The 25,518-nt window shown below is 72.5% G+C and carries 26 protein-coding genes; 14 read left to right on the forward strand and 12 right to left on the reverse strand.

Going from position 1 to position 25,518, the window contains the following annotated elements; genetic code table 11:
- Window positions 1-88: 88 nt before the first annotated feature.
- From ACFY8U_RS28335 to ACFY8U_RS28360, 6 genes are all read left to right on the forward strand, one after another.
- Window positions 89-1,552: a CitMHS family transporter gene (locus ACFY8U_RS28335; protein ID WP_389575408.1), complete on the forward strand. Its 1,464-nt coding sequence runs from the start codon at window positions 89-91 to the stop codon at window positions 1,550-1,552.
- A 146-nt stretch (window positions 1,553-1,698) separates the two neighbouring features.
- Window positions 1,699-2,676 carry a hypothetical protein gene (locus tag ACFY8U_RS28340; protein WP_389575182.1) on the forward strand — a complete coding sequence of 326 codons (978 nt, stop codon included), beginning with the start codon at window positions 1,699-1,701 and terminating at the stop codon, window positions 2,674-2,676.
- Entirely contained in the window at window positions 2,663-3,460 is a 798-nt protein-coding gene (locus tag ACFY8U_RS28345; RefSeq protein ID WP_389575184.1) for a class F sortase, read from the forward strand. The genes ACFY8U_RS28340 and ACFY8U_RS28345 overlap by 14 nt, the downstream gene beginning before the upstream one ends.
- A gap of 199 nt (window positions 3,461-3,659) precedes the next feature.
- Window positions 3,660-4,157 (forward strand): DUF3574 domain-containing protein, encoded by a 498-nt coding sequence (locus tag ACFY8U_RS28350; RefSeq protein WP_389575186.1) that lies wholly within the window; start codon window positions 3,660-3,662, stop codon window positions 4,155-4,157.
- Window positions 4,158-4,313: 156 nt separating this feature from the next.
- Window positions 4,314-5,705 carry an aldehyde dehydrogenase family protein gene (locus ACFY8U_RS28355; RefSeq protein ID WP_361601395.1) on the forward strand — a complete coding sequence of 464 codons (1,392 nt, stop codon included), beginning with the start codon at window positions 4,314-4,316 and terminating at the stop codon, window positions 5,703-5,705.
- Window positions 5,706-5,792: 87 nt separating this feature from the next.
- The gene (locus tag ACFY8U_RS28360; protein ID WP_389575409.1) at window positions 5,793-6,872 is read left to right on the forward strand and encodes a Zn-dependent alcohol dehydrogenase; all 1,080 of its coding nucleotides are present in this window, start codon (window positions 5,793-5,795) and stop codon (window positions 6,870-6,872) included.
- Here the strand turns inward: ACFY8U_RS28360 and ACFY8U_RS28365 are convergent.
- Genes ACFY8U_RS28365 through ACFY8U_RS28380 form a run of 4 tightly spaced genes read right to left on the reverse strand, consistent with a single transcriptional unit; the run spans window position 6,869 to window position 9,377 of the window.
- The gene (locus tag ACFY8U_RS28365) at window positions 6,869-7,795 is read right to left on the reverse strand and encodes a DMT family transporter (RefSeq protein WP_389575188.1); all 927 of its coding nucleotides are present in this window, start codon (window positions 7,793-7,795) and stop codon (window positions 6,869-6,871) included. The genes ACFY8U_RS28360 and ACFY8U_RS28365 overlap by 4 nt on opposite strands.
- Before the next feature lie 32 nt (window positions 7,796-7,827).
- Window positions 7,828-8,523, reverse strand: a complete 696-nt coding sequence (locus tag ACFY8U_RS28370; RefSeq protein WP_389575190.1) for an ArsR/SmtB family transcription factor — start codon at window positions 8,521-8,523, stop codon at window positions 7,828-7,830.
- 18 nt (window positions 8,524-8,541) lie between these two features.
- On the reverse strand, window positions 8,542-8,733 hold the full coding sequence (locus ACFY8U_RS28375) for a hypothetical protein (protein ID WP_389575192.1): 192 nt from the start codon (window positions 8,731-8,733) through the stop codon (window positions 8,542-8,544).
- Window positions 8,700-9,377: a TetR/AcrR family transcriptional regulator gene (locus ACFY8U_RS28380; RefSeq protein ID WP_361646578.1), complete on the reverse strand. Its 678-nt coding sequence runs from the start codon at window positions 9,375-9,377 to the stop codon at window positions 8,700-8,702. The genes ACFY8U_RS28375 and ACFY8U_RS28380 overlap by 34 nt, the downstream gene beginning before the upstream one ends.
- Window positions 9,378-9,450: 73 nt before the next feature.
- Here ACFY8U_RS28380 and ACFY8U_RS28385 point away from each other — a divergent pair, with 73 nt between their 5' ends.
- The 3 genes from ACFY8U_RS28385 to ACFY8U_RS28395 all read left to right on the forward strand — a co-directional run bounded on the left by ACFY8U_RS28385 (window position 9,451) and on the right by ACFY8U_RS28395 (window position 11,651).
- Window positions 9,451-10,602 carry an acyl-CoA dehydrogenase family protein gene (locus ACFY8U_RS28385; RefSeq protein WP_389575194.1) on the forward strand — a complete coding sequence of 384 codons (1,152 nt, stop codon included), beginning with the start codon at window positions 9,451-9,453 and terminating at the stop codon, window positions 10,600-10,602.
- A gap of 70 nt (window positions 10,603-10,672) precedes the next feature.
- Window positions 10,673-10,960 carry a YiaA/YiaB family inner membrane protein gene (locus ACFY8U_RS28390; protein WP_389575196.1) on the forward strand — a complete coding sequence of 96 codons (288 nt, stop codon included), beginning with the start codon at window positions 10,673-10,675 and terminating at the stop codon, window positions 10,958-10,960.
- 64 nt (window positions 10,961-11,024) lie between these two features.
- Entirely contained in the window at window positions 11,025-11,651 is a 627-nt protein-coding gene (locus ACFY8U_RS28395; RefSeq protein ID WP_361439126.1) for a TetR/AcrR family transcriptional regulator, read from the forward strand.
- On the opposite strand, the gene ACFY8U_RS28400 is transcribed toward ACFY8U_RS28395, so the two are convergent.
- Window positions 11,642-12,103: a MaoC family dehydratase gene (locus ACFY8U_RS28400; RefSeq protein WP_361601413.1), complete on the reverse strand. Its 462-nt coding sequence runs from the start codon at window positions 12,101-12,103 to the stop codon at window positions 11,642-11,644. The genes ACFY8U_RS28395 and ACFY8U_RS28400 overlap by 10 nt on opposite strands.
- A 101-nt stretch (window positions 12,104-12,204) precedes the next feature.
- On the opposite strand from ACFY8U_RS28400, the gene soxR reads away from it, so the two are divergent.
- A complete protein-coding gene (gene soxR, locus ACFY8U_RS28405) occupies window positions 12,205-12,669 on the forward strand; it encodes a redox-sensitive transcriptional activator SoxR (protein WP_361439122.1) in 465 nt (154 codons plus the stop codon).
- A 199-nt stretch (window positions 12,670-12,868) separates the two neighbouring features.
- On the opposite strand, the gene ACFY8U_RS28410 is transcribed toward soxR, so the two are convergent.
- The 3 genes from ACFY8U_RS28410 to ACFY8U_RS28420 all read right to left on the reverse strand — a co-directional run bounded on the left by ACFY8U_RS28410 (window position 12,869) and on the right by ACFY8U_RS28420 (window position 15,481).
- On the reverse strand, window positions 12,869-13,939 hold the full coding sequence (locus ACFY8U_RS28410; RefSeq protein WP_389575199.1) for an RNA ligase (ATP): 1,071 nt from the start codon (window positions 13,937-13,939) through the stop codon (window positions 12,869-12,871).
- Between the two features lie 145 nt (window positions 13,940-14,084).
- The gene (locus tag ACFY8U_RS28415; RefSeq protein WP_389575200.1) at window positions 14,085-14,819 is read right to left on the reverse strand and encodes a 3-keto-5-aminohexanoate cleavage protein; all 735 of its coding nucleotides are present in this window, start codon (window positions 14,817-14,819) and stop codon (window positions 14,085-14,087) included.
- A gap of 50 nt (window positions 14,820-14,869) precedes the next feature.
- The gene (locus ACFY8U_RS28420; protein ID WP_361760707.1) at window positions 14,870-15,481 is read right to left on the reverse strand and encodes a hypothetical protein; all 612 of its coding nucleotides are present in this window, start codon (window positions 15,479-15,481) and stop codon (window positions 14,870-14,872) included.
- Between the two features lie 123 nt (window positions 15,482-15,604).
- Here ACFY8U_RS28420 and ACFY8U_RS28425 point away from each other — a divergent pair, with 123 nt between their 5' ends.
- Window positions 15,605-17,017 (forward strand): hypothetical protein, encoded by a 1,413-nt coding sequence (locus ACFY8U_RS28425; protein ID WP_389575201.1) that lies wholly within the window; start codon window positions 15,605-15,607, stop codon window positions 17,015-17,017.
- Between the two features lies 1 nt (window position 17,018).
- Here ACFY8U_RS28425 and ACFY8U_RS28430 read toward each other — a convergent pair whose 3' ends face one another.
- The 3 genes from ACFY8U_RS28430 to ACFY8U_RS28440 form a co-directional block, all read right to left on the reverse strand.
- Window positions 17,019-18,230, reverse strand: coding sequence for an alpha/beta hydrolase (locus tag ACFY8U_RS28430; protein WP_389575202.1), 1,212 nt, complete (start codon window positions 18,228-18,230; stop codon window positions 17,019-17,021).
- A gap of 111 nt (window positions 18,231-18,341) precedes the next feature.
- On the reverse strand, window positions 18,342-19,670 hold the full coding sequence (locus ACFY8U_RS28435; protein WP_389575203.1) for an erythromycin esterase family protein: 1,329 nt from the start codon (window positions 19,668-19,670) through the stop codon (window positions 18,342-18,344).
- A 169-nt stretch (window positions 19,671-19,839) separates the two neighbouring features.
- Window positions 19,840-21,099, reverse strand: a complete 1,260-nt coding sequence (locus ACFY8U_RS28440; protein ID WP_389575204.1) for an exo-beta-N-acetylmuramidase NamZ domain-containing protein — start codon at window positions 21,097-21,099, stop codon at window positions 19,840-19,842.
- Between the two features lie 151 nt (window positions 21,100-21,250).
- Between ACFY8U_RS28440 and ACFY8U_RS28445 the strand changes: the two genes are divergently transcribed.
- From ACFY8U_RS28445 to ACFY8U_RS28455, 3 genes are read left to right on the forward strand one after another with little or no spacing between them, the layout of a single operon-like run.
- Window positions 21,251-22,015 carry an SDR family oxidoreductase gene (locus tag ACFY8U_RS28445; protein WP_389575205.1) on the forward strand — a complete coding sequence of 255 codons (765 nt, stop codon included), beginning with the start codon at window positions 21,251-21,253 and terminating at the stop codon, window positions 22,013-22,015.
- Window positions 22,012-23,661: an AMP-binding protein gene (locus ACFY8U_RS28450; protein WP_389575206.1), complete on the forward strand. Its 1,650-nt coding sequence runs from the start codon at window positions 22,012-22,014 to the stop codon at window positions 23,659-23,661. The genes ACFY8U_RS28445 and ACFY8U_RS28450 overlap by 4 nt, the downstream gene beginning before the upstream one ends.
- 42 nt (window positions 23,662-23,703) lie before the next feature.
- A complete protein-coding gene (locus ACFY8U_RS28455; protein WP_361601442.1) occupies window positions 23,704-24,297 on the forward strand; it encodes a TetR/AcrR family transcriptional regulator in 594 nt (197 codons plus the stop codon).
- A gap of 5 nt (window positions 24,298-24,302) precedes the next feature.
- On the opposite strand, the gene ACFY8U_RS28460 is transcribed toward ACFY8U_RS28455, so the two are convergent.
- Window positions 24,303-25,517 carry an acyl-CoA dehydrogenase family protein gene (locus ACFY8U_RS28460; protein WP_389575207.1) on the reverse strand — a complete coding sequence of 405 codons (1,215 nt, stop codon included), beginning with the start codon at window positions 25,515-25,517 and terminating at the stop codon, window positions 24,303-24,305.
- Window position 25,518: the final 1 nt, after the last annotated feature.

Genomic DNA, 25,518 nt, shown 5'->3' on the forward strand with positions numbered 1-25,518 from the left:
GCAGAAGGGGGCACCTAACGTCATCCGAACGCCGCACCGGTGGGAGCCGCCCCGGTGGGAGTTCAAAGGTGAACGTGAGGTGTCCTCCATGCTGACCGTCCTCGGCTTCGCCATGATCGCGACCTTCCTGGTCCTGATCATGATGAAGAAGATGTCGCCGATCGCGGCGCTCGTGCTGATCCCCGCGCTGTTCTGCGTCGCCGTCGGACAGGGCGCGCAACTCGGCGACTACGTCATTGACGGTGTGGAGAAGCTCGCCCCCACCGCCGCGATGCTGATGTTCGCCATCGTCTACTTCGGCGTGATGATCGACGTCGGCCTCTTCGACCCGATCGTCCGGGGCATCCTGCGCTTCTGCAAGGCCGACCCGGTGCGGGTGGTGGTCGGTACGGCGGTACTGGCGGCGATCGTCTCGCTCGACGGCGACGGCTCGACCACCTTCATGATCACTGTCTCGGCGATGTACCCGCTCTACAAGCGGCTCGGGATGAGCCTGGTCGTGATGACGGGTGTCGCCGCCACCGCCAACGGCGTCATGAACACCCTGCCCTGGGGCGGCCCCACGGCCCGTGCGGCGACCGCGCTCAAGGTGGACGCGGCCGACATATTCGTCCCGATGATCCCGGCGCTCGCCATGGGCCTGCTCTTCGTCTTCGCCCTCGCGTACGTCCTCGGCCGCCGCGAGCGCCGGCGCATCGGCTACCTCACCCTGGACGAGGCCCTGGAGCCGCAGACCGAGACCGTCCTGGTCGCCGCCGGCGGCGGCACGAAGGGCGCCACGACCGGCTCGGGCTCGACGACCGGCTCGGGCGCCACCGGGGCCGGCCACCCGGCCACCGCCACCACCGGCTCTGGTTCCGGCTCCGGCTCCGGCGACGCGCCCGGCCTGCCCGAGGGAGCCGACGAGGGCTTCCGAGGCCTCGACCCGAACCGCCCGACGCTGCGGCCCAGGCTGTACTGGTTCAACGCCGGGCTCACCGTCGCGCTGCTCACCTCGATGATCCTCGAACTGCTGCCGATCCCGGTGCTCTTCCTGCTCGGCGCCGCCCTCGCGCTCACCGTCAACTACCCGAAGATGGCCGATCAGAAGGCCCGGATCGCCGCCCACGCCGACAACGTCCTGAACGTGACCGGCATGGTCTTCGCCGCCGCCGTCTTCACCGGCGTCCTCACCGGTACGGGCATGGTCAAGCACATGGCGGACTGGCTCGTGGGTGCGATCCCCGAGGGCATGGGCCCGCACATGGCGCTGGTCACCGGCCTCCTCAGCCTGCCCCTCACGTACTTCATGTCGAACGACGGCTTCTACTTCGGCGTCCTGCCGGTCCTCGCGGAGGCGGGCGCGGCCCACGGCGTCTCGCCGCTGGAGATCGCCCGTGCCTCGATCGCCGGCCAGGCGCTGCACATGTCGAGCCCGCTGGTCCCGGCCGTGTACGTCCTCGTCGGCATGGCGAAGGTCGAGTTCGGCGACCACACCCGCTTCACCGTGAAGTGGGCGGCGCTCACGTCGCTGGTGGTCCTTGCGGCGGGGATCCTGTTCGGGATCATCTAGCGCCGGACCGGCGGCCGGGATCGTCGGCCGGGGGAGTGAATACGGAGGGTGTCACTGCTGCGGTGGCACCCTCCGTACTCATGTCATGACAGATAGTCACATTATCGGCCGATCGTCCGACGTCTTCATGACTGGAGGAACCCCGCATGACCGCTCTGGCAGTCCGTCCCCTGCTGTCCATCGCCGCCGCGTCGCTCGCCCTCGGCAGCGTCAGTCTGGCAGGTGCGCCCGCCGCCTTCGCCGCGCCCGGCGACAACGGCGACATCAAGATCCACCACGCCGGTGGCCGCGGCGAACCGCGCCGTACGCCCGCGAACGACGAAACCACCCAGCCCAGGGTCTGCACGTTCTATCTCGCCGCGTTCGACTTCGAGGGGGTGCAGCAACTCAGCTGGACGGTCTCCCCGCAGCGACCGGTGGACAGCGTGACCACGAACGGCACGATCACCATCGACTCCACGGGCCGCGGGATCACCCCGGACCTGACGCTCGTCGACGGTGCGTACAGGGTCGAGTGGACCTGGGAAGGCCAGACCAGCGCCAGGAAGAGCAGGGACTTCCGGGTCGACTGCGACGACCTCACCAACGCGTCGGCGAACGGCAACAGCGGCAGTAACGGCAGCAGCGCCAACGGAAGCGGCGCCAACCCGAACAGCGCCAACGCCGGCAGCGCCAGCGCCACCAACGGCAACGGAAACGGCGGCAGCGGAAACACCGGCACCGGCAACGGCAACAGCTGGAGCGGCAGCAGCACCAGCAATGGAAGCGGCAGCAGCGCCGGCAACGGGAGCGGCAGCAGCAGCGACGGAAGCGGCGGCACCGCCAACAGCTGGAGCGGCAGCGGGGGCAGTGGAGGCAGCGGCGGCAGTGGGGGGAGCGGCGCCAGCGGAGGCGGTGGCGGTAGCAGCGCGAGCGCCGACAGTGGATGGAACGCGAGCAGCGGCAGGCCCCCGCAGGGTCCCGTCGGCGCCGGTGGCGGCGGCAGTGCGACCACCACGACCACCGAGTCCTCCGACGACGGCTCCGTCTTCGGGGTCGCGTCCGCCCTCGCCGCCGGTCTCGCGGGCACGGCGGGTCTGATCCTCGTCCGCCGGGCGCGCCGCCGCACGCATGGCGCGTCGTAGGTTCCGCTCCACGCGCAGGCAGCGGCGCCTCCTCCGGCTCACCCGGACGGTGGTGGTGACCCTGTCCCTGGTCGGCGGTGGCATCTGGTGGGCCCAGGACGACGAACCGTCCGGGCCGCCGGCGGCCGCCGCCGACCGGGCGGCGTCCGAAGACGCCGCCGCGCACGGGGCACCCGGACAGTCCACCGCCCGCCCCACCCCCGGGCGGCAGCCCGACGAGAAGCCGAAGGCGCAGTCCCCTCCCAAGCCCGCGCCCAAGCCCGGGCCGAAAGTCGCGCCCAAGCCCGCACGGCCGCTCGTGGCGTCCCCACCGCCCTTGACCCGGTCGCGCGCCACCAGCATCGCCGTCCCGTCGATCACCATCGAGGCCCCGGTGATCGACCTGGGACTCGACCGGTCGGGAAAGCTCGCCACGCCGCCGATCGAGAACCCGCGGATCGTCGGCTGGTACGCGGGGGGTCCCGCCCCCGGCGAGCGCGGCACGGCGATCGTCGTCGGCCATCGCGACACCCGTACCGGGCCGGCCATCTTCCTCAACCTCGACTCGCTCGACCGCGGCAACACCGTCCGTATCGCCCGGGCCGACGGCAAGGTCGCCGTCTTCACGGTCGACAAGGTCCGCACCTACACCAAGAAGGAGTTCCCCGACCGCGAGGTGTACGGCTCCACGGACCGCCCCGAACTGCGGCTGCTCACCTGCGGTGGTTCCTTCGACCCCAAGAAGGGTTACGAGTCGAACGTCGTCGTCTTCGCCCATCTCACGGACGTCGCCAAGGAGTTCTGATGCCCGGGCCGCCCGCCGTCCCACGGGCCGCCCGCGCCTCCTCGGTGCGCCCCTGTGCTTCCGGTCATTCCTCGAGGCACGCGCGGCGGTGGCGGAGCGGGCCTGGTCCGGACGCTAGAACTGGTCCGTCACCGGGGGAGTCGAGCCGCGCAGACCGGGCTCGGCACCCGCCCCGCCACCGAACCGCGAGGACGTTCCCATGACGATCCGCCCGCTGCGCCGCCCCCCGACCCGCCCGATGGCCACCCGTACCCGTGTCGCCGTCGCCACCGCCGGACTGCTCGTCGCGGTCGGCGCCCCCGCCGCGTACGCCACCCTCGGCGAGAGCACGCCCGCGCGGACCGCCGTCACGGCGCAGGCCAGGGGCAAGGCGTACGTCGAGACACGGCTCTTCTTCGGGACCGAGCGGCCCGACGGCGGCCCGGCCGTCACCGACGAGCAATTCATGGCCTTCGTCGACCAGAAGGTGACGCCCGGCTTCCCGGCGGGCCTGACTGTCCAGAACGGGCGTGGACAGTGGCGCGACGGCAGCGGCACCATCGAGCGGGAGCGTTCGTACGAGCTGATCCTGCTCTACCCGGCGTCGGAGGCGCGGCTCCACGATCCCCGGATCGAGGAGATCAGGGAGGCGTACCGGAAGGCCTACGGGCAGGAGTCCGTGGCCCGGCTCGACGAGCCGACCCTGGCCGACTTCTGAATCCGGCCATCGGTGCGGGCGGGGCGGCCCCGGCACCGGCCGACGGCTCTGGCGCCAGAAAACTATCAGCGCTAGTTTGGGTGTCTGGTGCACCGGCCGGTGACGAAGGCCGACGGACCGCAGGCACGCAGGCACGAAGGACCGAGGGAGTAGCGGATGAAGAGCCACGACGCGATGTACATCGGCGGGGAGTGGCGTCCCGCCGCCTCCACGGACACGATCCCGGTGGTCAACCCGGCGGACGAGCAGGTCATCGGTCATGTCCCGGCCGGTACGGCCGAGGACGTCGACGCCGCCGTCCGGGCCGCACGCACCGCCTTCCCCGGTTGGGCCGCCACGCCGCCCGCGGAGCGGGCCAAGCTGATCGGGGCGCTCCGCGACGGTCTCGCCGCCCGCGCCGAGGAGATCGCCGCCACGGTCACCGCCGAGCTCGGCGCTCCACCGCAGTTCGCCGCCGCCGTCCACGCCGGGCTGCCCATCGCCGTCGCCGGTACGTACGCCGAGCTCGCCGCCACGCACTCCTTCGAGGAGAAGGTCGGCAACTCCACGGTCTACTCCGAGCCGGTCGGTGTGGTCGGCGCGATCACCCCGTGGAACTACCCGCTCCACCAGATCGTCGCCAAGGTCGCCCCCGCGCTCGCGGCAGGCTGCACCGTCGTCCTCAAGCCCGCCGAGGACACCCCGCTGACCGCGCAGCTCTTCGCCGAGGCGGTCGACGCGGCCGGCATCCCGGCCGGCGTCTTCAACCTCGTCACCGGCCTCGGACCGGTCGCCGGGCAGGCGCTCGCCGAGCACGAGGACGTCGACCTCGTGTCCTTCACCGGCTCGACGGCCGTCGGCAAGCGGATCGGCGCCCTCGCGGGCGGCGCGGTCAAGCGGGTCGCCCTGGAACTCGGCGGCAAGTCCGCCAACGTCATCCTGCCGAGCGCCGACCTCGGCAAGGCCGTCGCCGTCGGCATCGCCAACGTCATGTCCAACTCCGGCCAGACCTGCAGCGCGTGGACCCGGATGCTCGTCCCCGCCGACCGGTACGAGGAGGCCGTGGCGCTGGCCGCCGAGGCCGTCGCCAAGTACGTCCCCGGCGAGCGGGTCGGTCCGCTCGTCAACGCCAAGCAGCAGCAGCGCGTGCGCGGCTACATCGAGAAGGGCGTCGAGGAGGGTGCCCGGATCGTCGCCGGCGGCCCCGAGGCCCCGAGGGAGACCGGTTACTACGTCTCCCCGACCGTCTTCGCCGACGTCACCCCGGAGATGACCATCGCGCAGGAGGAGATCTTCGGCCCGGTCGTCTCGCTCCTGCGGTACGAGGACGAGGACGAGGCCCTCGCCATCGCCAACGGGACCGTGTACGGGCTCGCCGGCGCCGTCTGGGGAGAGCCGGAGGCGGCCGTCGCCTTCGCCCGCCGGATGGAGACGGGCCAGGTCGACATCAACGGTGGCCGCTTCAACCCGCTGGCGCCGTTCGGCGGTTACAAGCAGTCGGGCGTGGGGCGGGAACTGGGTGCGCACGGCCTCGCCGAGTACCTCCAGACCAAGTCCCTCCAGTTCTGAGCCTCCTGAGTCGTCCGAGCCCTTCCGATCCCTTCTGAGCCCCTTCCGGGCCTTTTCGATTCACGAGGAGCAAGACGCGTCATGAGCGTGGTCCGCGCCGCCTTCCTGCCCGCCGTCGGCTCTCCGCTGGAGATAACCGGCATCCGACTGCCCGAACCCGGCCCCGGCCAGGTCCGGGTCCGCCTCGCCGCCGCGGGAGTCTGCCACTCCGACCTGTCCCTCGCCAACGGCACCATGCGGGTGCCCGTCCCGGCCGTCCTCGGTCACGAGGGCGCCGGCACGGTCGTCTCCGTCGGCGAGGGCGTCACCCATGTCGCCCCCGGCGACGGGGTCGTCCTCAACTGGGCGCCGTCCTGCGGCGCCTGCCACGCCTGCTCGCTCGGCGAGGTCTGGCTCTGCGCGAACGCGCTGACCGGCGCCGGAAGCGTGTACGCCGCCACCGCGGACGGGACGGACCTCCACCCCGGTCTCAACGTGGCGGCGTTCGCCGAGGAGACCGTGGTCGCGGCGAACTGCGTCCTGCCCGTCCCGGACGGGGTCCCGCTGACCGACGCGGCCCTCCTCGGCTGCGCCGTCCTCACCGGCTGGGGCGCGGTCCACCACTCGGCGCGGGTACGGCAGGGCGAGTCCGTCGTCGTGTACGGCGTCGGGGGCGTGGGCCTCGCCACCCTCCAGGCCGCCCGGATCGCGGGCGCCTCGCCGATCATCGCGGTCGACGTGTCGCCGGAGAAGGAGGCCCTGGCGCGGGCCGCGGGAGCGACCGAGTACGTCGTCGCCTCCGAGACGACCGCCAGGGAGGTCCGGAAGCTGACCGGCGGCCAGGGCGCCGACGTGGCCGTCGAGTGCGTGGGCCGCGCCACCACGATCCGTACCGCCTGGGACTCCACCCGGCGCGGGGGCCGTACGACGGTCGTCGGCATCGGAGGCAAGGACCAGCAGGTCACCTTCAACGCCCTGGAACTCTTCCACTGGGGCCGGACCCTGTCCGGCTGTGTGTACGGGAACTGCGACCCGGCCGTGGACCTGCCCGTCCTCGCCGGCCACATCCGGGCCGGCCGTCTCGACCTGAGCGCACTGGTCACCGAACGGATCACCCTGGACGGCATCCCGGGGGCCTTCGAGAACATGATCGCGGGCAAGGGCGGCCGGGCGCTCGTCGTCTTCTAGCGAGCCTCGGTGGTCCCGACGCTGTCGGCCGGAGTCCTCGACGGGGGCTTCGGCCGGGAGCGCGAGACCGCCACGCCCGCCAGGCACAGCGCCCCGCCCGCGAGCGTGAGCAGGCCGGGCAGCTCGCCGAGGAACACCCAGGCCATGACGACGACCAGCGCGGGCACGGCGTACGTCGTCGCGCCCATCCGGCCGGCGGTCGTACGGGCGAGGGCGTACGCCCAGGTCGTGAAGGCGAGGGCGGTCGGGAACACGCCGAGGTAGACCATGTTCAGGGTCGCCGGGAGCGGAGCGCTCGCCGCCTCGTCGACCAACTGCCAGGCGAAGGGCATACACGCCAACGCGCCGACCAGACACCCGAAGGTCGTGATCTGAAGGGCACTTCCGTGCGCGAGGGCGGGCTTCTGCGCGACGACACCACCCGCGTACGCGACCGCCGCGAGGAGGCAGAGCCCGACGCCGAGCACCGAGGCGTGGCCCTCGCCGGACATCGAGAGCCCCACGGCCACCGCGCCGGCGAAGGACACCGCCATGCCCGCGAGGAGCCGCGGCGGCAGCTTCTCACCGAGGAACCGGGCGCCGAGCAGCGCGATGAGGACGGGCCCGATGTTCACGACCATCGCGGCCGTGCCCGCGTCGACCTCCTGCTCGCCCCAGTTGAGGGCCACCATGTAGGCGCCGAACCAGAGGAGTCCGGACACCATGATCCCCGGCCAGGCCGCCCGGGGCGGCAGCCCTTCGCGGCGGATCAACAGGACGGCTCCGAGGACGAGCGCACCGGAGAGCAGCCGCCCGAGGGCGAGCGCGCCGGGGGAGTAGGCCTCCCCGGCGCTGCGGATCGAGACGAAGGCGGAGGCCCACAGGACGACGGTGACGCCGGCGGCGGCGAGCGCCAGGCGTGAGGTGGCGGGGGAGTCGGTCATGGGGCGACCGTAGGCCCTGGACACTTCGGCGTTCACCGCAATATCGCGGGCTCGATGCCCAGGGCACGCCGGAGGGCCTGCTCGCCCTCGGGGGTCACCTTCACGGCCCGCTCGGACCCGATCCGTACGCACCAGCCGGCGTCGAGCGCGTGCCGGCAGAGCGCGGCGCCCGCCACCCCGGCCAGGTGCGGCTTGCGCTCGGTCCAGTCGAGACAGCCGCGGGCGACGGGCCGCCGCCCCGTCGGGGCCAGGGAGATGTCCTGCTCCCCGAACCAGGCCACACCGCGGTCGGTGAGGGCGAACCCGGTGTCCTGGCGCAGCAGCCCGCGCACGGTCATCGCCTCGGTGATCGCGATACCGAGCCGCCCCGCGAGATGGTCGTAACAGGTGCGCCCGCGCGCCATCGCGTGCCCCGCGCTCGCCGCCCGCAGCGAGTGCGGCGGGTCCTTCCGTGCGGGCTCGGAGCGGGCGGCGAGGTCCTCGACCAGATGCGCGATCCCGGCGTCGGCGAGCCGCACGTACCGGTGCCGCCCCTGCCGCTCCTCGGCGAGCACCCCGCCCGCAACGAGCTTCCCCAGATGCTCGCTGGCGGTGGACGCCGCCACGCCCGCGAGCCGGGCGAGTTCCCCGGCGGTCCAGGCCCGCCCGTCGAGCAGGGCGAGGACGAACGCGGCGCGGGTCTCGTCGGCGAGGAGCGCCGCGAGGGCGGCGAGGTCTTTGGCAGCCATGCCGCCAGGGTCCCGCACTCACGGTTCGGCCGCGGCCGAACCGTCCTCCAGGCGCCACCGGTGGCGGAGCAGCTCCGTCGGCCGATGATCGTGCTCGAACTCCGGCCCCACCAAGGGGACGCCGCCCGCCGCCGGCAGGGCGCGGACCGCGTCCGGGTACCCGGCCCGTACCGCCGCTACGAGCCGCTCTTCGTCTCCTGCTTGGCCCACGCCCCCCGTACCCCCGTCTCGTACTGCATCGCCAACCCGTCCAGCAGCGCTCTCAGGCCCGTCTCGAAGGCTCCCTCGTCGACCTTCTGGCGGTGTTCCGCGAGGAGGTGCGCCTGGCCGAGGTGGGGGTAGTCCGCCGGGTCGTAGGCCGCCTCGTCGTCGACGAAGCCGCGGGCGAAGGAGCCGAGGGCCGAACCGGTGACGAAGTAGCGCATCAGCGCGCCGATGTACGTCGCCTGGGCCGGGGGCCAGCCCGCGCGGACCATCGCGCCGAAGACCGCGTCGGCGACCTTCAGGCCCGCCGGGCGGCGGCCCGGGCCCTGGGCCAGGACCGGGACGATGTGGGGGTGGTCGGCCAGGGCGGCGCGGTATGAGGCCGCCCAGTCGTGCAGCGCCGTACGCCAGTCACGGCCGTCGTCCTCCTCGAACATCGACAGATCGACTTTCGCGCTGACGGCGTCGGCGACCGCGTCGAGGATCTCGTCCTTGGTGCGGAAGTGGTTGTAGAGCGACGGCCCGCTCACACCCAGTTCGGCCGCGAGCCGCCGCGTCGAGACGGCGGCGAGGCCTTCCGCGTCCACGAGCGCGCTCGCCGTCTCGACGATGCGTTCTCTGCTCAGAAGGGGCTTGCGCGGTCGGGCCATGGCGCACATAGTAGGCCTGCGAAGCGGAAACTAGCAGTGCTAATTAAAGTCTTCCCCGAAGGTCGGTGGCGTAGTGAACCTGGAGCTCAGCGAGGAGCAGGAAGCCGTACGGCGGCTCGCCGAGGAGTTCGTCGCGCGCGAGGTCGCCCCGCACGTCGTCGCGTGGGACCGGAGCGAGAACGTCGACCGGTCGATCGTGAAGAAGCTCGGGGCCGTCGGCTTCCTCGGCCTGACGGTCCCCGAGGAGTACGGCGGCTCGGGCGGCGACCACCTCTCCTACTGCCTCGTCACCGAGGAGCTCGGCCGCGGCGACTCCTCCGTCCGCGGAATCGTCTCCGTCTCGCTGGGCCTCGTCGCCAAGACCATCGCCTCCTGGGGGACCGAGGAGCAGAAGCGCGCCTGGCTGCCCCGGCTCACCTCGGGCGACGCCCTCGGCTGCTTCGGGCTGACCGAGCCGGGCACCGGTTCGGACGCGGGCAACCTCTCGACCAAGGCCGTCCGTGACGGGGGCACGTACGTCGTCAACGGCTCGAAGATGTTCATCACCAATGGCACCTGGGCCGACGTGGTCCTCCTCTTCGCCCGTACCGGAGACACCCCCGGCCACAGGGGTGTCTCCGCCTTCCTCGTCCCCACCGACACCCCCGGCCTCACCCGCCGCACCATCCACGGCAAGCTCGGCCTGCGCGGCCAGGCCACCGCCGAGCTGGTCCTGGAGGACGTCCGCGTCCCCGCCGCCGCGATGCTGGGCCCCGAGGGCAAGGGCTTCTCGGTCGCCATGTCCGCCCTCGCCAAGGGGCGGATGTCGGTCGCGGCCGGCTGTGTCGGCATCGCGCAGGCGGCCCTCGACGCGGCCGTGCGCTACGCGGGGGAGCGCGAGCAGTTCGGCAAGCCCATCGCCGCGTACCAGCTGGTCCAGGAGCTGATCAGCGACATCGCCGTCGACGTGGACGCGGCCCGCCTGCTGACCTGGCGCGTCGCCGATCTCGTCGACCGCGGCCAGGAGTTCGCCACCGCCGCCTCCAAGGCCAAGCTGTACGCCTCCGAAGCGGCCGTCCGCGCGGCGAACAACGCCCTCCAGGTCTTCGGCGGTTACGGCTACATCGACGAGTACCCGGTCGGCAAACTGCTGCGCGACGCACGCGTGATGACGCTCTACGAGGGCACGAGCCAGATCCAGAAGCTGATCATCGGCCGCGCACTCACGGGTGTGTCGGCGTTCTGAGTACTCCGCGGGACGCGGCTGAGTATCCGGGCGGATGTGGCGGGTGCCACATCCGCCCGATGCTGTCGTCATGAGCGACACACCGGTCAAGCAGCAGAACACGGGCGCCTACCACCTGCAGGCCGTCATCTCCTTCGGCCTCGCCCTCGCCGCCGTGGCGATCGGCGTCTACCAGCTGGAGGCCGACGCCTGGGTCCGCGCCTTCCTCGCCATCGCCGTCCTCTACCTCACGACCTCCGCCTTCACCCTCGCCAAGGTCGTCCGCGACCGGCAGGAGGCGGGGCAGATCGTCAGCCGGGTCGACCAGGCCCGGCTGGAGAAGCTCCTCGCCGAGCACGACCCCTTCCAGAAGCTCTGAGCCTAAGCGCTTGCTCAGCTTCGTTGTATGGTGTTCGTCCTGACGGCTGGAGAAGGGGCGAACGATGAGCGTCGCTGAGGAGACGCCCGGCGGCGCGGACGCGTCGTGGGGCGAGGTCACGCCCGAGGCGGCCAGGCGGCTGCTCGTCGCGGCCGTCGAGGCGTTCGCCGAACGCGGCTACCACGCCACCACGACCCGGGACATCGCCGGCCGTGCCGGCATGAGCCCGGCCGCGCTCTACATCCACTACAAGACCAAGGAAGAGCTGCTCCACCGGATCAGCCGCATCGGTCACGACAAGGCCCTGGAGATCCTCCGGGCCGCGGCCGACGGCGAGGGGACGGCGGGCGAGCGGCTCGCCGACGCCGTGCGGTCCTTCGTGCGCTGGCACGCCGAGCGGCACACCACCGCCCGGGTCGTCCAGTACGAGCTCGACGCCCTCGGGCCCGAGCACCGCACCGAGATCGTGGCGCTGCGCCGCGAGTCCGACGCGACCGTGCGCAGGATCATCGACGAGGGCGTGGCGGCGGGCGAGTTCGACGTACCGGACGTGCCGGGCACGACCGTCGCGGTGCTCTCGCTCTGCATCGACGTGTCGCGCTGGTTCAACGTCCAGGGCCGCCGGACGCCGGACGAGGTCGGCGCGCTCTACGCCGACCTCGTGCTGCGGATGGTCGGCGCTCAGAAGTAGTAGCGGGAGACCGACTCGGCGACGCAGACCGGCTTGTCGCCGCCCTCGCGCTCCACCGTCACGGTCGCCGTCACCTGCACCCCGCCGCCCGCCTCCGTCACCTCGGTCAGGACGGCGCCCGCGCGCAGCCGCGAGCCGACCGGGACGGGGGAGGGGAAGCGGACCTTGTTGGTGCCGTAGTTGAGGCCCATCTTCATGCCCTCGACGCGCATGATCTGCGGCACCAGGGTCGGCAGCAGCGACAGCGTCAGATAGCCGTGCGCGATGGTCTTCCCGAACGGCCCGGAGGCCGCCTGCTCCGGGTCCACGTGGATCCACTGGTGGTCACCGGTGGCGTCGGCGAAGAGATCGATCCGCTTCTGCTCGATCTCCAGCCAGTCGCTGTGCCCCAGCGGCTCGCCGACCGCGGCGCGCAGCTCCTCGGCAGAGGTGAAGATCCTCGGCTCAGCCATGTTTCGCTCGTCCCTTCGTGAACCTGTGACTCCTGTTTCTAAGCGCTTGCTCAGCATGTGGGGTGGTGGGCCCGCTGTCAACGGACAGTAGGGTTCGAGGGGTGCCGCAGATTCCAGAGAAGATCCATGAACTCACCGTCGGCCAGCTGTCCGCGCGGAGCGGCGCCGCGGTGTCGGCCCTGCACTTCTACGAGTCCAAGGGCCTGATCAGCAGTCGCCGTACCAGTGGCAACCAGCGCCGCTACGGCCGTGACACGCTCCGCCGGGTCGCCTTCATCCGGGCCGCGCAGCGCGTCGGCATCCCCCTGGCGACCATCCGCGTCGCCCTCTCCGAACTCCCCGAGGAGCGCACGCCCACCAACGAGGACTGGGCGCGGCTCTCGGCGGCGTGGCGTACGGAGCTGGACGAGCGGATCAAGCAGCTCGGACGGCTGAGGGACCATCTGACCGACTGCATCGGCTGCGGGTGCCTGTCGCTGCAGAACTGCGTCCTGTCCAACCCGGACGACCAGATCGGTGAACTCATCACCGGTTCGCGGCTCATGGGGGAACGCCGGGAGAAGTAGATCCCGAGGGCGCCGGGCGGCTCGGGGCGGCTCACGCCCGGGCCCGGCAGCTCGTGGCCCGTCCCGGCCGCCCGGCCCGTCCTGGCCGCTCCGCCCTCCCGCCCTCCCGCCCGTCCCGGCCGCCCCGCCCGTCCCCGTGGCGCGATACGAAGAGGGGCCCGCCACCCCCGTGGACGGGCCCCTCGGTCCTTCGTGGCGGTCACTCGTACTCGGTGCCGCCCTTGCGGGTCAGATACGCCGGGCTGACCGCCTTGGCGATCGCCCGGCCGCCGACGACCGGGCTGTACCGCTCCGTCGCCGGGCGGATCACGACCCCCTCCCGCAGATGCAGCTCGCGCCCGGACACGGTCTCCCGGCCGCTCGCCAGCCCGACGACGACGTCCAGGTCGTACGGCCCCGCGTACAGCCGCGGTACGAGCGTCAGCTCGCCGGGCTCCAGGACCTCCGCCGGGTCCAGCCACCGGACCTGGCCGTCGATCTCGGCCGACACGTCGAAGACCGCGTAACCGACCTGCTCGCCACGGGCATTGGCGCCGTAGCCGAGGTCCTGCACACCGGCCCCGTACACCTCGGCGAACAGGCCGACCCGGCGCGCCCCGAGGCGTGCGGCGAGCCGCGCCGCGACGGCCGGTACGCCATGCCCGTGGACCGCCCGCCAGTACAGGTTCCGCGGGTCCTCCTGGAGCGCAAGCCCCTTGGCACCGAAGCCCTTCGACGAGACCTGGACGCGGCCGTCCTCGGCGGAGTACGTGACGAGGCAGGCCGTACCGTGCAGCTTCTCGGTCAGGACCACCGGCTCACCGGGCTCGAAGATGTCCGGATACCGCTGGAGGTTCTCGATGTCGACCCACGGCAGCAGGTCGGGAGCCACCTCCACGTCCCCGCTCATCGTCGGCGGGATCGGCGGCACCCACTTCGTGATCCCGAGCAGGTCGGCGAAGTCGGTCCCCTCGGCCGCCGCCGCTGCCAGGTCGACATCGGCCAGCGCCTTCGGCCGGCACACGATCCCCTGCGACAACTCACCGCGCAGACGCACGGCCTTGACCCGGTCCGACGCCTTCCCGGCGAGCCGCCCGGTCAGCCCCAGCTCGTCGACGAGCGCGGTGGGCAGCACGGCCTGCTCCGGAATGTAGACGGCGACGTCACCGCTGCGGTACGCGCCCTTCGCGACGACGGCCCGGTACAGGCCCACCTGGGCCAGCTCGAGCGCGTCGGCGTTGGGATGGGCATGGACGGCCAGGGTTTCGGCGGTGACGCGCAGCGTCGACATGTCAGTTCTCCGGTGACTCGGGTGTCGTTCTCACGACGGACACTCTGCGGGACGGGAATTCGGGTGGGCCACCGGATTTCCGCTCTGGTAGCGTCGCGCCCTTCGCCGGACGCCCGTCCCTCCCCGTCTCCGTACGCGTCTACGCCTACGTCCAGGGCGAGTTGGTCTCGCCGTCGGTCATCGCGAGCGCGATCGCCACCAGTTGGGCGTTGGACCGCGCGCGGGAGCCGTCCGGCAGGACGAGGGTGTCCTCCAGTCCGATGCGGGTGGCCAGGCCGAGGCGGCGGGCCAGGCGCAGGACCGGCCATGTGCCGCCGTCCTCACCGTGGAGGAGGACCGGCCGGCCGTGGGCCGTGCCGAGGTCCGCGAGGAGGGAACGGGCCGTGGACCCGGCGGTCGTGGGGTCCGGGTCGGTGACCTCCGCGAGGACCCGCAGCACCCGGGGTGCCAGGGGTGACCGGAGGAACCGCGCCGGTCCGTCCGTACCCGACCAGAGCCCCGCCTCCACGCCCACCCCGCGCTCCAGGAGCGCGGCCGCGAGCTCCTCCGCACCCGGCTCGTGCCAGTTCACCGACGCGTGGTCGGGCAGGACCGTCCAGGCCCGGACGCGCTCCACCCGCCGTACGGGATCGGGCTCGGCCCACGCGCCCGTCGTCACTCCCACCGGGACGCCGACCGCTCCCCGTACCGCCGCCAGCGTCACCGCGAGGACCCGGGGCGACAGCGTGTCGCCGCCGCACGGCGTCCTGGGGTGCACATGGACATCCCGTGCCCCCGCCGCGACGGCCCGCGCCGCCGACTCCGCCATGGCGCCCGGCGACATCGGCACCGCCGCGGAGTCCCCCGGCCCCCGGGTTCCGTTCAGACACACCTGCATCAACGCAGGCCCCCGTTGCCCCCGTTGCCCCCGCGTCTCGTCTTCCACCGCTACTAGGCCACCGACGCCAGAGTGAGCTGAGCCTCTCCTCGTGCTCGCGCCAGCGCACCCGCTGTCAGTACCGCCCGCGGCACGACCACGCCGCAGTTTCCGCACACCGGGCCGAACCACGGCTCGTCCGCCAGGTCCGGCCGCCATTCGATCCGGCCTCCCGCGCACACCGGGCAGTGCTCCCCGGGCGCGGACTGCAGCGCGGCGATCAACCGCCGCAACACCTCGGCCAGCGGCTCCGTCGGGTGCACGGCCGGATCGTCACACCGCGCCACTCCGTTGCCGCCCCACGTCCGCCGGTGCCAGTCGTCCAGCGCGCCCGGCCGGCGCAGGCCCTCGTGCTTCTCGCGCCGCCGACGCGCCGCGAACTCCTTCTCGTACGCGAGCCACACCGCCCGCGCCTCCTCCAGCTCCTCCAGCGCGGCCACCAGCCGCCCCGGATCGAGCTCCCTGTCCTCGGGCCCGAACCCGTGCCTGCGGCACAGATGGTCCCAGGTGGCGCGGTGCCCGTAGGGGGCGAACCGCTCCAGGCACTTGCGCAGCGAATACCTCCGCAGCGCCATGTCACTCCCGGGATCGCGCACCTGTCTCGCAAGACTCCGGAAACCCGCCATCGCTCCGCACCTCCATCGGTGGTACATCGGCGTCAAGGACGTTATGGAATGGACGAACGAGTACCCCTTCGTGTTCCATCGAAAATTCGATGGGCTCCATCAGAGGCGCGCGGGGGAGATCTGTTGCAGGACGTACTGGAGGGCCTCGCGGACAATCCGGCACTGCCGGAGCGGCTGCTCGAACGGCTGGCGCAGGCCGGTGACGAGGACATCCACCACCTCCTGGCGCGCCGTGACGACCTGACCGAGGCCCAGGCACGCTCCCTCCTCGCCCACGACGACGCGGACGTCTGGACCCTCGTCGCCCGTGGCAGGATCGCCTGGGCCGAGGTGCCCCGTGACGTTCCTCACCTTCTGGTGGCCGCGGCCCAGGCCGGCATCGCACCGGAGGCGGCGGTACGGGAGCTCGCCGCGCACCCCGACCCGGAGGTCCGTGGCCAGGCGGCTTATTACGTCACGGGTCTGCCTCCGGACGTCCTCACCGCCCTCGCGCGCGACCCGGACACGCACGTGGCCGAGTGCGCCGCGCAATCCTCCGAGCTCTCCGCCGAACTGGCCGAGGAACTCGCCCGCCACCCCCACGTGGCCGTACGGGCGGAGTTCGCCGGGAACGCGCACGCGCCGCCCGCTCTGCTCGCCGCCCTCCTCGCGGACGGCGGCCGGCCGGCGCCCAGCCGCTGCGGCGCATGTCACCGGCGCGCCGAGCGCTGCCCCGACCATGCGCCCGGCGTCCGGCGGATACGGCTCGCGGCCGCGGCCAACCCCGCGACGCCCCCGGCCGGTCTCGAGGAGTTCCTCGACCCCGGAGAGCCGTGGGCCGCGGGTGAATTCGCGGAGCGGACCGATCTGCCGGCCGACTTCCACCCCCGGCTGGCCACTCATCCCACGCCGTACGTCCGGAGGACCGTGGCGCGGAACCCCCGCTTGGACGAGCCCCTGCTCCGGCAGCTCGCCGATGACCCGGATCCCGAGGTCCGCCGGGCCGTCGCGGAGAACCCGGCCGTACCCCTCGCCCTGCTCACCGCGCTCGCGGGACGCCAGAAGCTGCCGCGCGAGCCGCTGCCCCGGATCCTCGCGGCCACCGAAGCGGAGCTGTACGAGCCGGCCGTGAGCCGCGTGGCCCAGGTGCGTGCCCTCGTCGCCGCCCGCCCCGACCTCCCCGCCGCGCTCGTGGACCTGCTCGCCGCCGACCCCGACATCGGGGTGGCCCGGCGGATCGCACTCCACCCGGGGCTGGGCGAGGACCGGCTCACCGAGCTCGTCGAGCGCCACGGGCCACCGGTGTACGGCGCCGTCGCGAGGAACCCCGGCTGCCCGGCCGCGCTGCTCCGCCGGATGGCGCGGGACGCGGACTCCGGCCGCAGGACGCTCCGCGTGATCGCCGCGCACCCCGCGCTCCCGCCGGACGTCGTCGAGCGCCTGGTCGCGGATCCGGACCCGAGGGTCGCCGCCGCGGCCGCCGCCCACCCCGCGCTGCCGGGGGAGACCATGGAACGGCTCATCGAGCAGGCGTGCGCGGGACGTCCGTCGGCCTGACCTACCGCCGCCCGAACCGGCCCGCCGACGCCACCAGCCGTGCCAGCTCCTCGTGGCAGATGTCGCTGTGCTCGCCGACCACCTGCGCGCCGTCGACGCTCACGCAGCCGGACGCCGGGACTCCGTCGCGCAGCGCCGCCGCCAGGGTCAGCGAGGGCGTGCCCGGGACCGCCTGCACGCCGTCGTGGCCGATCGCCCCCCAGCGCTTGTCGCTCGCGAGCAGCGAGTCGGCGTCCCTGGCCAGGCGGGAGGCCAGGGGATAGATCACGCGCAGCGCGGTGTCGTGCCGCGAGTAGCAGGCGACCACGGGCCCGTCGACCCGCCGTTGCAGATCGCGCAGCGCGCCGCCCCGGCCCGGCTCGTGCGGCAGCCGGGCGGCGAACGCGTAGTGCGAGAAGGCCCCTTGGAGCAGCGTCACCGAGGCCACGTTCCGAGCCCCGGCGGGCAGACCGCGCAGGGCGTACGAGACGAGCCGGGCGCCCATGCTGTGCCCGACGAGGTGGATCCTCAGCCCGGGGGAGGAGCGGGCGAGTTCGCCGAGCAGGGGGCCGAGTCCCCGCTCGCCGACGGTGCCGGAACGGCGCTTCATCGTGTAGTACGTGGCCTGGCGCAGGGCCTCCTTGGCCCCCTTCCAGAACCGCGTCAGTCTGCCGCCGAACGCCTCGCGCGGGGTCGGCACGCTCCCCGGCCCCTCGGCCTCCTCCAGCGCGTCGGCGAACATCGCGCAGACGGCGACCGGGTCCGCGAGCAGGAAGTCCGGGACCTCGGGGCCGCCCTCCGTGAGGCCGCGCGATCCGTCGGTGTCCGTCAACTTCCGTAGCAGCTCGCCGAATTCCACGAAGGAGGCCTCGTCGTCCGGCTGTTCCCGGAGCAGCGTGGCGAGCCGGTCCACCACCGCCTCCTTGCCGGGGTGCAGGGCCGCCACGGACTCGAAGTCGGGGATCGGCTCGTCCGAGAACATCATCGACGGCCAGACCACCCCCACGTACCCCAGGTGCGCGCCCCGCTCCACGGTGCGGGGGAACGGGGCGAAGAACGCCGCGTACAGGCGGTTGGCCACGGACCGGGTGTTGTTCCACCCGTGGGCGAACATCACCAGATCCGTGACCCCTTGGGCGGCCAGCGCCGCGAGCGCCTCGTGCTGCCGGGCCGCCCCGTCGCCGTCCTTGTCGAAGGTGATCTCCCGGTACGGCTCCACACTCATTCCGGCCATGCTCTGCCCGTCCCTCCGCGTCGAGGAAGTGCTGAGGAAGTTCCTGAGGAAGCTGCTGAGGATGTTCTTCCCGCGCCAGCATCCTGCGCGCACGGAGGGACGGCCAGGTTTTCAGCGCAGACGCGCCGCGGAGACCTCGGGGAAGTGGACGAGCAGGTCGTACGCCGTGGCCAGCCGGACCGGTGCCCGGTTGCCCTCCCACGGGAACGCCGTGCCGATCAGCCACGCCGGGCGGTGCACGCTGAGCCAGCCCTGCGCGGCGGGCGTCGTCGCACGCAGGTCCAGGTAGAAGGGGCGCGGCGACACCCGGTCCAGGGTCTCTGCGCTGCTGTCCGGCCCTGGCAGGCCGACCGTGAACGCCCGGACCGGCTCGCCCGGCGCCTCGGTGTCATGGGCGTTGAACGAGCCCCGCCCGAAGGACGCCCCCATACTCACGTAGTCCCGGCCGAGCGCGTCGCGCAGGAACGCCCCCTGGAGGCGTGGGTACTGCGCCGGCTTCGCCGTCTCGTAGCCGACGTGGTTGTTGTGCGCGGACAGCACGATCCGGTCGCCGGTCGCCCGCTGCCACCACACGGTGTTCTCGGCCATGATCCGGTCGCGGTAGAGCATCGCGTCGGCGACGCCCCCGGCGCTCTCCACGTCGTGTGCCATCTCGGTGCCGACCTGGGCGATCGCCCGGGCGTGCTGGACCGTCCAGGTGTGCGCCTGACGGTCCTGGCCGGGCTTCTGCCCCTCCAGGAGCGCAAGGGCGCGGTTCACGTCCACGGCCATCCGCCGACGCTCCTCCAGCGGCTTGGCGAGGTACCCGTTCATCCAGCTGTCGACGTCACCGGCCGGCCGCGAGGCCCGGTAGAGCTCCTGGAAGCGCGGCAGCAGCCGCGGGTGGGTGCGGGCGACATGGTCCGTGACCTCGTCGAAGAGGTTCGGCCCCGCGTAGCCCAGGTCGTTGCCCATGAACCGCACCTGGTGGCCGGGGTGGCGGAGATTGTGCTGCCGCATCCAGGTGATCAGGTCGAGGTACTCCTCGGTGTTCCAGAAGCGGTAGGCGTGTCGGAACTCGTCCTCCAGGATCTGGCGCGGGTCGCCCTTGCCGAAGCGGACGTAGTCGTCGATCAGCAGCCCGGTCGACCAGTTGGCCTCCAGGGCGAAGGTGGTGAAGCCCTTCCGCTCCACCAGATGCTCGAAGATCCGGTGCTTGGTCTCGAAGAACTCGGCCGAGCTGTGGGTCGCCTCGCCGATCCCGAGGACCTTGGCCGAGCCGATCATCCGGTCCAGCGGCCGCAGGTCGTCCAAGGGCTGTGCGGTGCGGGCGAGTTCACGCGCCGGATCTGGGGTGGGACGGGCGTCCGCGGTCGCGTTCGCGGTGGGAGCGAGGGCGGCGAGGCAGAGTGCCACGACCGCCCCCACCAGCGGTAACCGATGTCGTGTCAGCGTCTTCATGGATCAAGCCTGGCGCCGAAGGACCCGCCCCGGCCAACCTGCCCGCACCCGTGATCATCCGGGGGATGGCCCCACCGCCGCCGCCCGCCACCGGCCGGCCTGACACCCCGCCACCGGCCGGCCTGACACCCCGCCACCGGCCGGCCTGACACCCCGCCACCGGCCCACGTCACCGGTAGAGCAGATACTCCTTCCGCACCGCACGGAACGCGGCCAGGTCCGCGCCCCACGCCCCCACCACCTCGTCCGTGTCCGCCCCCGCGTCGATCAGGGTCCGCACGCGCGTCGAGCCCGTCAGCTTGTCGATCCAGTTGTCCGACCGCCAGGCGAAGCCGCTCCACGAGCGCTTTGCGCTGACGAGCAGCCCGATCCCGGTCCGTACGGGGTCGAAGGCCTCCCGGTCGTGCACCTGCACCTGCACCCCGCCGACCGTCTTCCCCTGGAACTTCGAGAAGGTCGGGGCGAAGTACGCCTCCCGGAACCGCACCCCGGGCAGTTCCAGCGCGTTAGCCGCCTCCGCCCACCGCCGGTCCACGCCCTCCGCGCCGAGCAGCTCGAACGGGCGGGTGGTGCCGCGCCCCTCGGAGAGGTTGGTGCCCTCGAAGAGGCAGGTGCCGGAGTAGACGAGCGCGGTGTCGGGCGTCGGCATGTTGGGGCTCGGCGGCACCCACGGCAGTCCGGTCGTGTCGAAGAAGTCGCGCCGCTTCCAGCCCGACATCTGTACGGTCTCCAGCTCCACCGGCTTCGCCAGGAACTCCCCGTTGAACAGCCGGGCAAGCTCCGACACCGTCATCCCGTGCGCCTGCGCGATCGGTTCGCGCCCCACGAAGGTGGCGAAGGCGCGGTCGAGTACCGGGCCGAGCGCCGCCCGTCCGGTGACCGGATTCGGCCGGTCGAGGACGACGAACCGTTTCCCCGCGAGCGCCGCCGCCACCATGCAGTCGTAGAGCGTCCAGATGTACGTGTAGAAGCGCGCACCCGCGTCCTGGATGTCGAAGACAACGGTGTCCACGCCCGAGGCGGTGAAGACGTCCGCGAGCGGCTGCCCGCTCTTCAGGTACGTGTCGTAGACGGGAAGTCCGGTCGCGGGGTCGTCGTAGCGGCCCTCGGAGCCGCCGGCCTGCGCCGTGCCCCGGAAGCCGTGCTCGGGCCCGAAGACCGCCACCAGGTCCACCCGGTCGTCGGCGTGCATCACGTCGACGATGTGGCGCACCTCGGACGTGATCCCGGTCGGGTTGGTGACGACGCCGACCCGCTGCCCGGCGAGCGGCGCGTAGCCGGCGGCGGCCAGCCGCTCGAATCCGGTGCGCACCCGCCGGCCGCCCCCGTGCGCCTCCGCCGCCGGGGCGGCCATCGCGCCCAGCCCCAGTGCGCCGCCGGCGGCCAGCAGGCGGCGTCTGGAAGGGCTGGACAGGCTCGACAGGTTCATGCGGAAACCTCCTTGATCGCCTTCCCTGACATGGCCACGCACGCTAGCGCTCCTGACGCCCCCAGGGAACGAGGCGTGCGCACGGGACTTTCGCCACGACATACCGACTGGTTAGTCTGCCGGTACTGTCGTAACGGAGAGGCGGGTCTCGATGAGTACGGTGCAGGGTTCCGGAGTGGTCGTCACGGGCGCGGGCGGGGGTATCGGGGCCGCGCTGGCCCGCCGGTTCGCCGCCGAGGGCGCCCGGGTCGTCGTCAACGACCTCGACCCCGACCGCACCAAGGCCGTCGCCGAGGAGATCGGCGCCATAGCCGTCCCGGGCGACGCCTCGGAGATCGTCGAGGAGGCCCGGGAGGCCCTCGGCGGCACCGTCGACGTATGGTGCGCCAATGCCGGACTCGCCTCGCCGGGTGACGCCTTCGCCGACGAGGCCGTGTGGGCCGCGGCCTGGGACGTCAACGTGATGGCCCATGTCCGCGCGGCCCGGGCGCTGCTCCCCGGCTGGCTGGAGCGCGGCAGCGGCCGCTTCGTCTCCACCGTCTCCGCCGCCGGCCTGCTGACCATGGTGGGCGCCGCCCCGTACAGCGTCTCCAAGCACGGCGCATACGCCTTCGCCGAATGGCTCTCCCTCACGTACCGCCACCGCGGCGTCAAGGTCCACGCGATCTGCCCGCAGGGCGTCCGTACGGACATGCTCACCGCCGCCGGATCGGCAGGCGAACTCGTCCTCGCCCCCACCGCCATCGAGCCCGAGGACGTCGCCGACTCCCTCTTCGACGCCATCGAGGCCGACCGCTTCCTGGTTCTCCCGCACGCCGAGGTCGCCGACTACTACCGCGCCCGGGCGACCGATCCCGAGCGATGGCTGGGCAACATGAACCACATCCAGCGGAAGTGGGAGGGGGAGGCCCGATGACGGAGTCGCCCTACGCGGCCAGGCCCTGGCTCGCCCAGCTCACCGAGGTCCAGCGCGCCCCCATAGCCCCGCCGCCCACGGTGCTGCACGCCTTCCGGGCCTCCGCCGTCCGCGCCCCCGAGCACCCGGCCCTCGCCTACTTCGACGGCCGTCTGACGTACCGCGAGACCGACACGCTCTCCGACTCGGTCGCCGGACACCTCGCCGCCCGCGGCCTGGAGCGCGGCGACCGGGTCGCGATCATGCTCCAGAACAGCCCCCACTTCGTCCTCGCCCTGCTCGGCGCCTGGAAGGCGGGCGCGACCGTCGTCCCGCTCAACCCGATGTACAAGTCGGCCGAGGCGGGGCACGCCCTGCGGGACTCCGGGGCCGTCGCCCTGATCTGCTCCGACCGCGCCTGGGAGGGGTATCTGCGCGAGACCGCCGCGGACTCTCCCGTACGGATCGCGCTCACCGCCTGCGAACGCGACCTCCAGACCCGCGACGACCCGCGCGTCCTCGCCTTCGACCCGGTGGCCACCGAGGCCGACGACCTCCTCGCCGTCGCCCGCGCCGGACACCCCGCCCCGGACGGCCGCGAGGTGACCGGTGAGGACGTGGCCCTCATCAGCTACACCTCCGGCACCAGCGGCACCCCCAAGGGCGCCCTCAACCTCCACCGGGGCATCGCCTACAACGCCGAACGCCAGCGCACCGGACACCCCGTCCCCGAAGGAGCCGGCTACTTCGCGCTCGCCCCGCTCTTCCACATCACCGGACTGGTCTGCGAACTCGCCGCCTGCTTCGGCAACGCCGGCACCCTCGTCCTCGCCTACCGCTTCGACGCCGGCGTCGTCCTCGACGCCTTCCTGGAGCACCGCCCGGCCTATACCGTCGGCCCCTCGACCGCCTTCATGGCCCTTGCCGCGCACCCCGGGGCCACCCCCGACCACTTCGCCTCCTTCCGGGTCATCTCCTCGGGCGGCGCCCCCGTCCCGCCCGCGCTCGTGGAGAAGTTCCGCGCCGGATTCGGCCCGTACATCCGCAACGGCTACGGACTCACCGAGTGCACCGCCCCCTGTGCCGCCGTACCGCCCGAGAAGGAGGCCCCGGTCGACCCCGCCTCCGGCACCCTGTCCGTCGGCGTCCCCGGGCCCGACACGGTCGTCCGGATCCTCGACGAGACCGGCGCCGAGGTGCCGTTCGGCGAGCAGGGCGAGATCGCCGTGAGCGGCCCGCAGGTCGTCCCCGGCTACTGGCGGCTCCCCGAGGCCACCGCCGCCACCTTCCCCGACGGGGAGCTGCGGACCGGGGACATCGGCTTCATGGACGCCGACGGCTGGCTCTACGTCGTCGACCGCAAGAAGGACATGATCAACGCCTCCGGGTTCAAGGTCTGGCCCCGGGAGGTGGAGGACGTCCTCTACACCCACCCGGCCGTCCGCGAGGCCGCCGTCGTCGGCGTCCCCGACGCCTACCGGGGCGAGACGGTCAAGGCGTACGTGAGTCTGCGCCCGGGCAGCGCCGTCGAGCCCGCCGAGCTGTCCGCATACTGCGAGCAGCGGCTCGCCGCGTACAAGTACCCGCGCGAGGTCGAGATCCTGGCGGAGCTGCCGAAGACGACAAGTGGGAAGATCCTCCGAAGGGAACTGCGTTCCCTCACGTAGCACGGCCCCACACGGATGATCACGAGAGAAAGGCGGCGGCGCATGGCCAGGACGACGGACGGGAGCGGTACCCCCGTCCCCCAGAGGCTGCTGGCCGCCGCCACCCGGCTCTTCGCGGAGCAGGGCTACGACCGCACCTCCGTCCAGGAGATCGTGGAGGCGGCGGGCGTCACCAAGGGCGCGCTCTACCACTACTTCGGCTCCAAGGAGGACCTCCTCCAGGAGGTCTACTCCCGGGTCCTGCGGCTCCAGCAGGAGCGGCTCGACGCCTTCGCGGACGCCGACGCCCCGGTCGAGCAGCGCCTGCGCGACGCCGCCGCCGACGTCGTGGTCACCACGATCGACAACCTCGACGACGCCTCGATCTTCTTCCGCTCCATGCACCACCTCAGCCCGGAGAAGAACAAGCAGGTACGGGCCGAGCGGCGGCGCTACCACGAGCGGTTCCGCGCGCTGATCGAGGAGGGCCAGCAGGCCGGGGTCTTCTCGTCCGCGACCCCGGCCGACCTGGTGGTGGACTACCACTTCGGCTCCGTCCACCACCTGTCCACCTGGTACCGCCCGGACGGCCCGCTGACGCCGCAGCAGGTCGCCGATCAACTCGCCGACCTGCTGCTGCGCGCGCTCCGCCCCTAGGGCGGCTAGAGGTACTGCTTCAGCTCCCGCCGCGCCAGCGACCGCTGGTGCACCTCGTCCGGACCGTCCGCCAGCTTCAGCGTGCGGGCGGCGGCCCAGAGCTCGGCCAGCGGGAAGTCCTGCGAGACCCCGCCCGCGCCATGCACCTGGACGGCCTTGTCGAGGATGTCGACCACCGCGCGCGGGGTCGCGATCTTGATGGCCTGGATCTCCGTGTGGGCACCCCGGTTGCCGACGGTGTCCATGAGCCAGGCCGTCTTCAGGACGAGCAGCCGCAGCTGCTCGACCGTCACGCGGGCGTCCGCGATCCAGTTCTGGACCACGCCCTGCTGGGCGATCGCCTTGCCGAAGGCGGTACGGGAGACGGCGCGACGGCACATCAGCTCGATCGCCCGCTCGGCCATGCCGATCAGCCGCATGCAGTGGTGGATCCGGCCGGGGCCGAGCCGGGCCTGGGCGATGGCGAAGCCGCCGCCCTCCTCACCGATGAGGTTCGACGCGGGGACGCGGACGCCGTGGAAGACGACCTCGGCGTGACCGCCGTGGGAGTGGTCCTCGTAGCCGTACACCTGCATCGCCCGGCGCACCTCGAGGCCGGGGGTGTCGCGGGGTACGAGGATCATCGACTGCTGGCGGCGGATGTCGGCGCCGTCCGGGTCGGTCTTGCCCATCACGATGAAGATCTTGCAGTCGGGGTTCATCGCGCCGGAGATGTACCACTTGCGGCCGTTGATCACGTACTCGTCGCCCTCGCGGATGATCCGCGTCTCGATGTTCGTCGCGTCCGAGGAGGCCACCTCGGGCTCCGTCATCGCGAACGCCGAGCGGATCTCCCCGGCGAGCAGCGGTTCGAGCCACTGCTTCTTCTGCGCGTCGTCGCCGAACTGGGCGAGTACCTCCATGTTGCCGGTGTCCGGCGCCGCGCAGTTGAGGGCGGTGGGGGCCAGGTGCGGGCTGCGGCCGGTGATCTCGGCGAGCGGCGCGTACTGGAGGTTGGTCAGCCCCGCCCCGTGCTCGGCGTCGGGAAGGAAGAGGTTCCACAGGCCCTGGCGGCGGGCCTCGGCCTTCAGGTCCTCGACGATCTGCGGGGTGTCCCACGGCGAGGCGAGCAGCGCCCGCTGCTCGTCGGCGACCGCCTCGGCGGGGTAGACGTGCTCGTCCATGAAGGCGAGCAGCTTCGCCCGCAGCTCCTCGGTGCGCGCGTCGAATGCGAAGTCCATG

It is taken from the genome of Streptomyces sp. NPDC012508, from assembly GCF_042902595.1.
Lineage (GTDB): Bacteria > Actinomycetota > Actinomycetes > Streptomycetales > Streptomycetaceae > Streptomyces.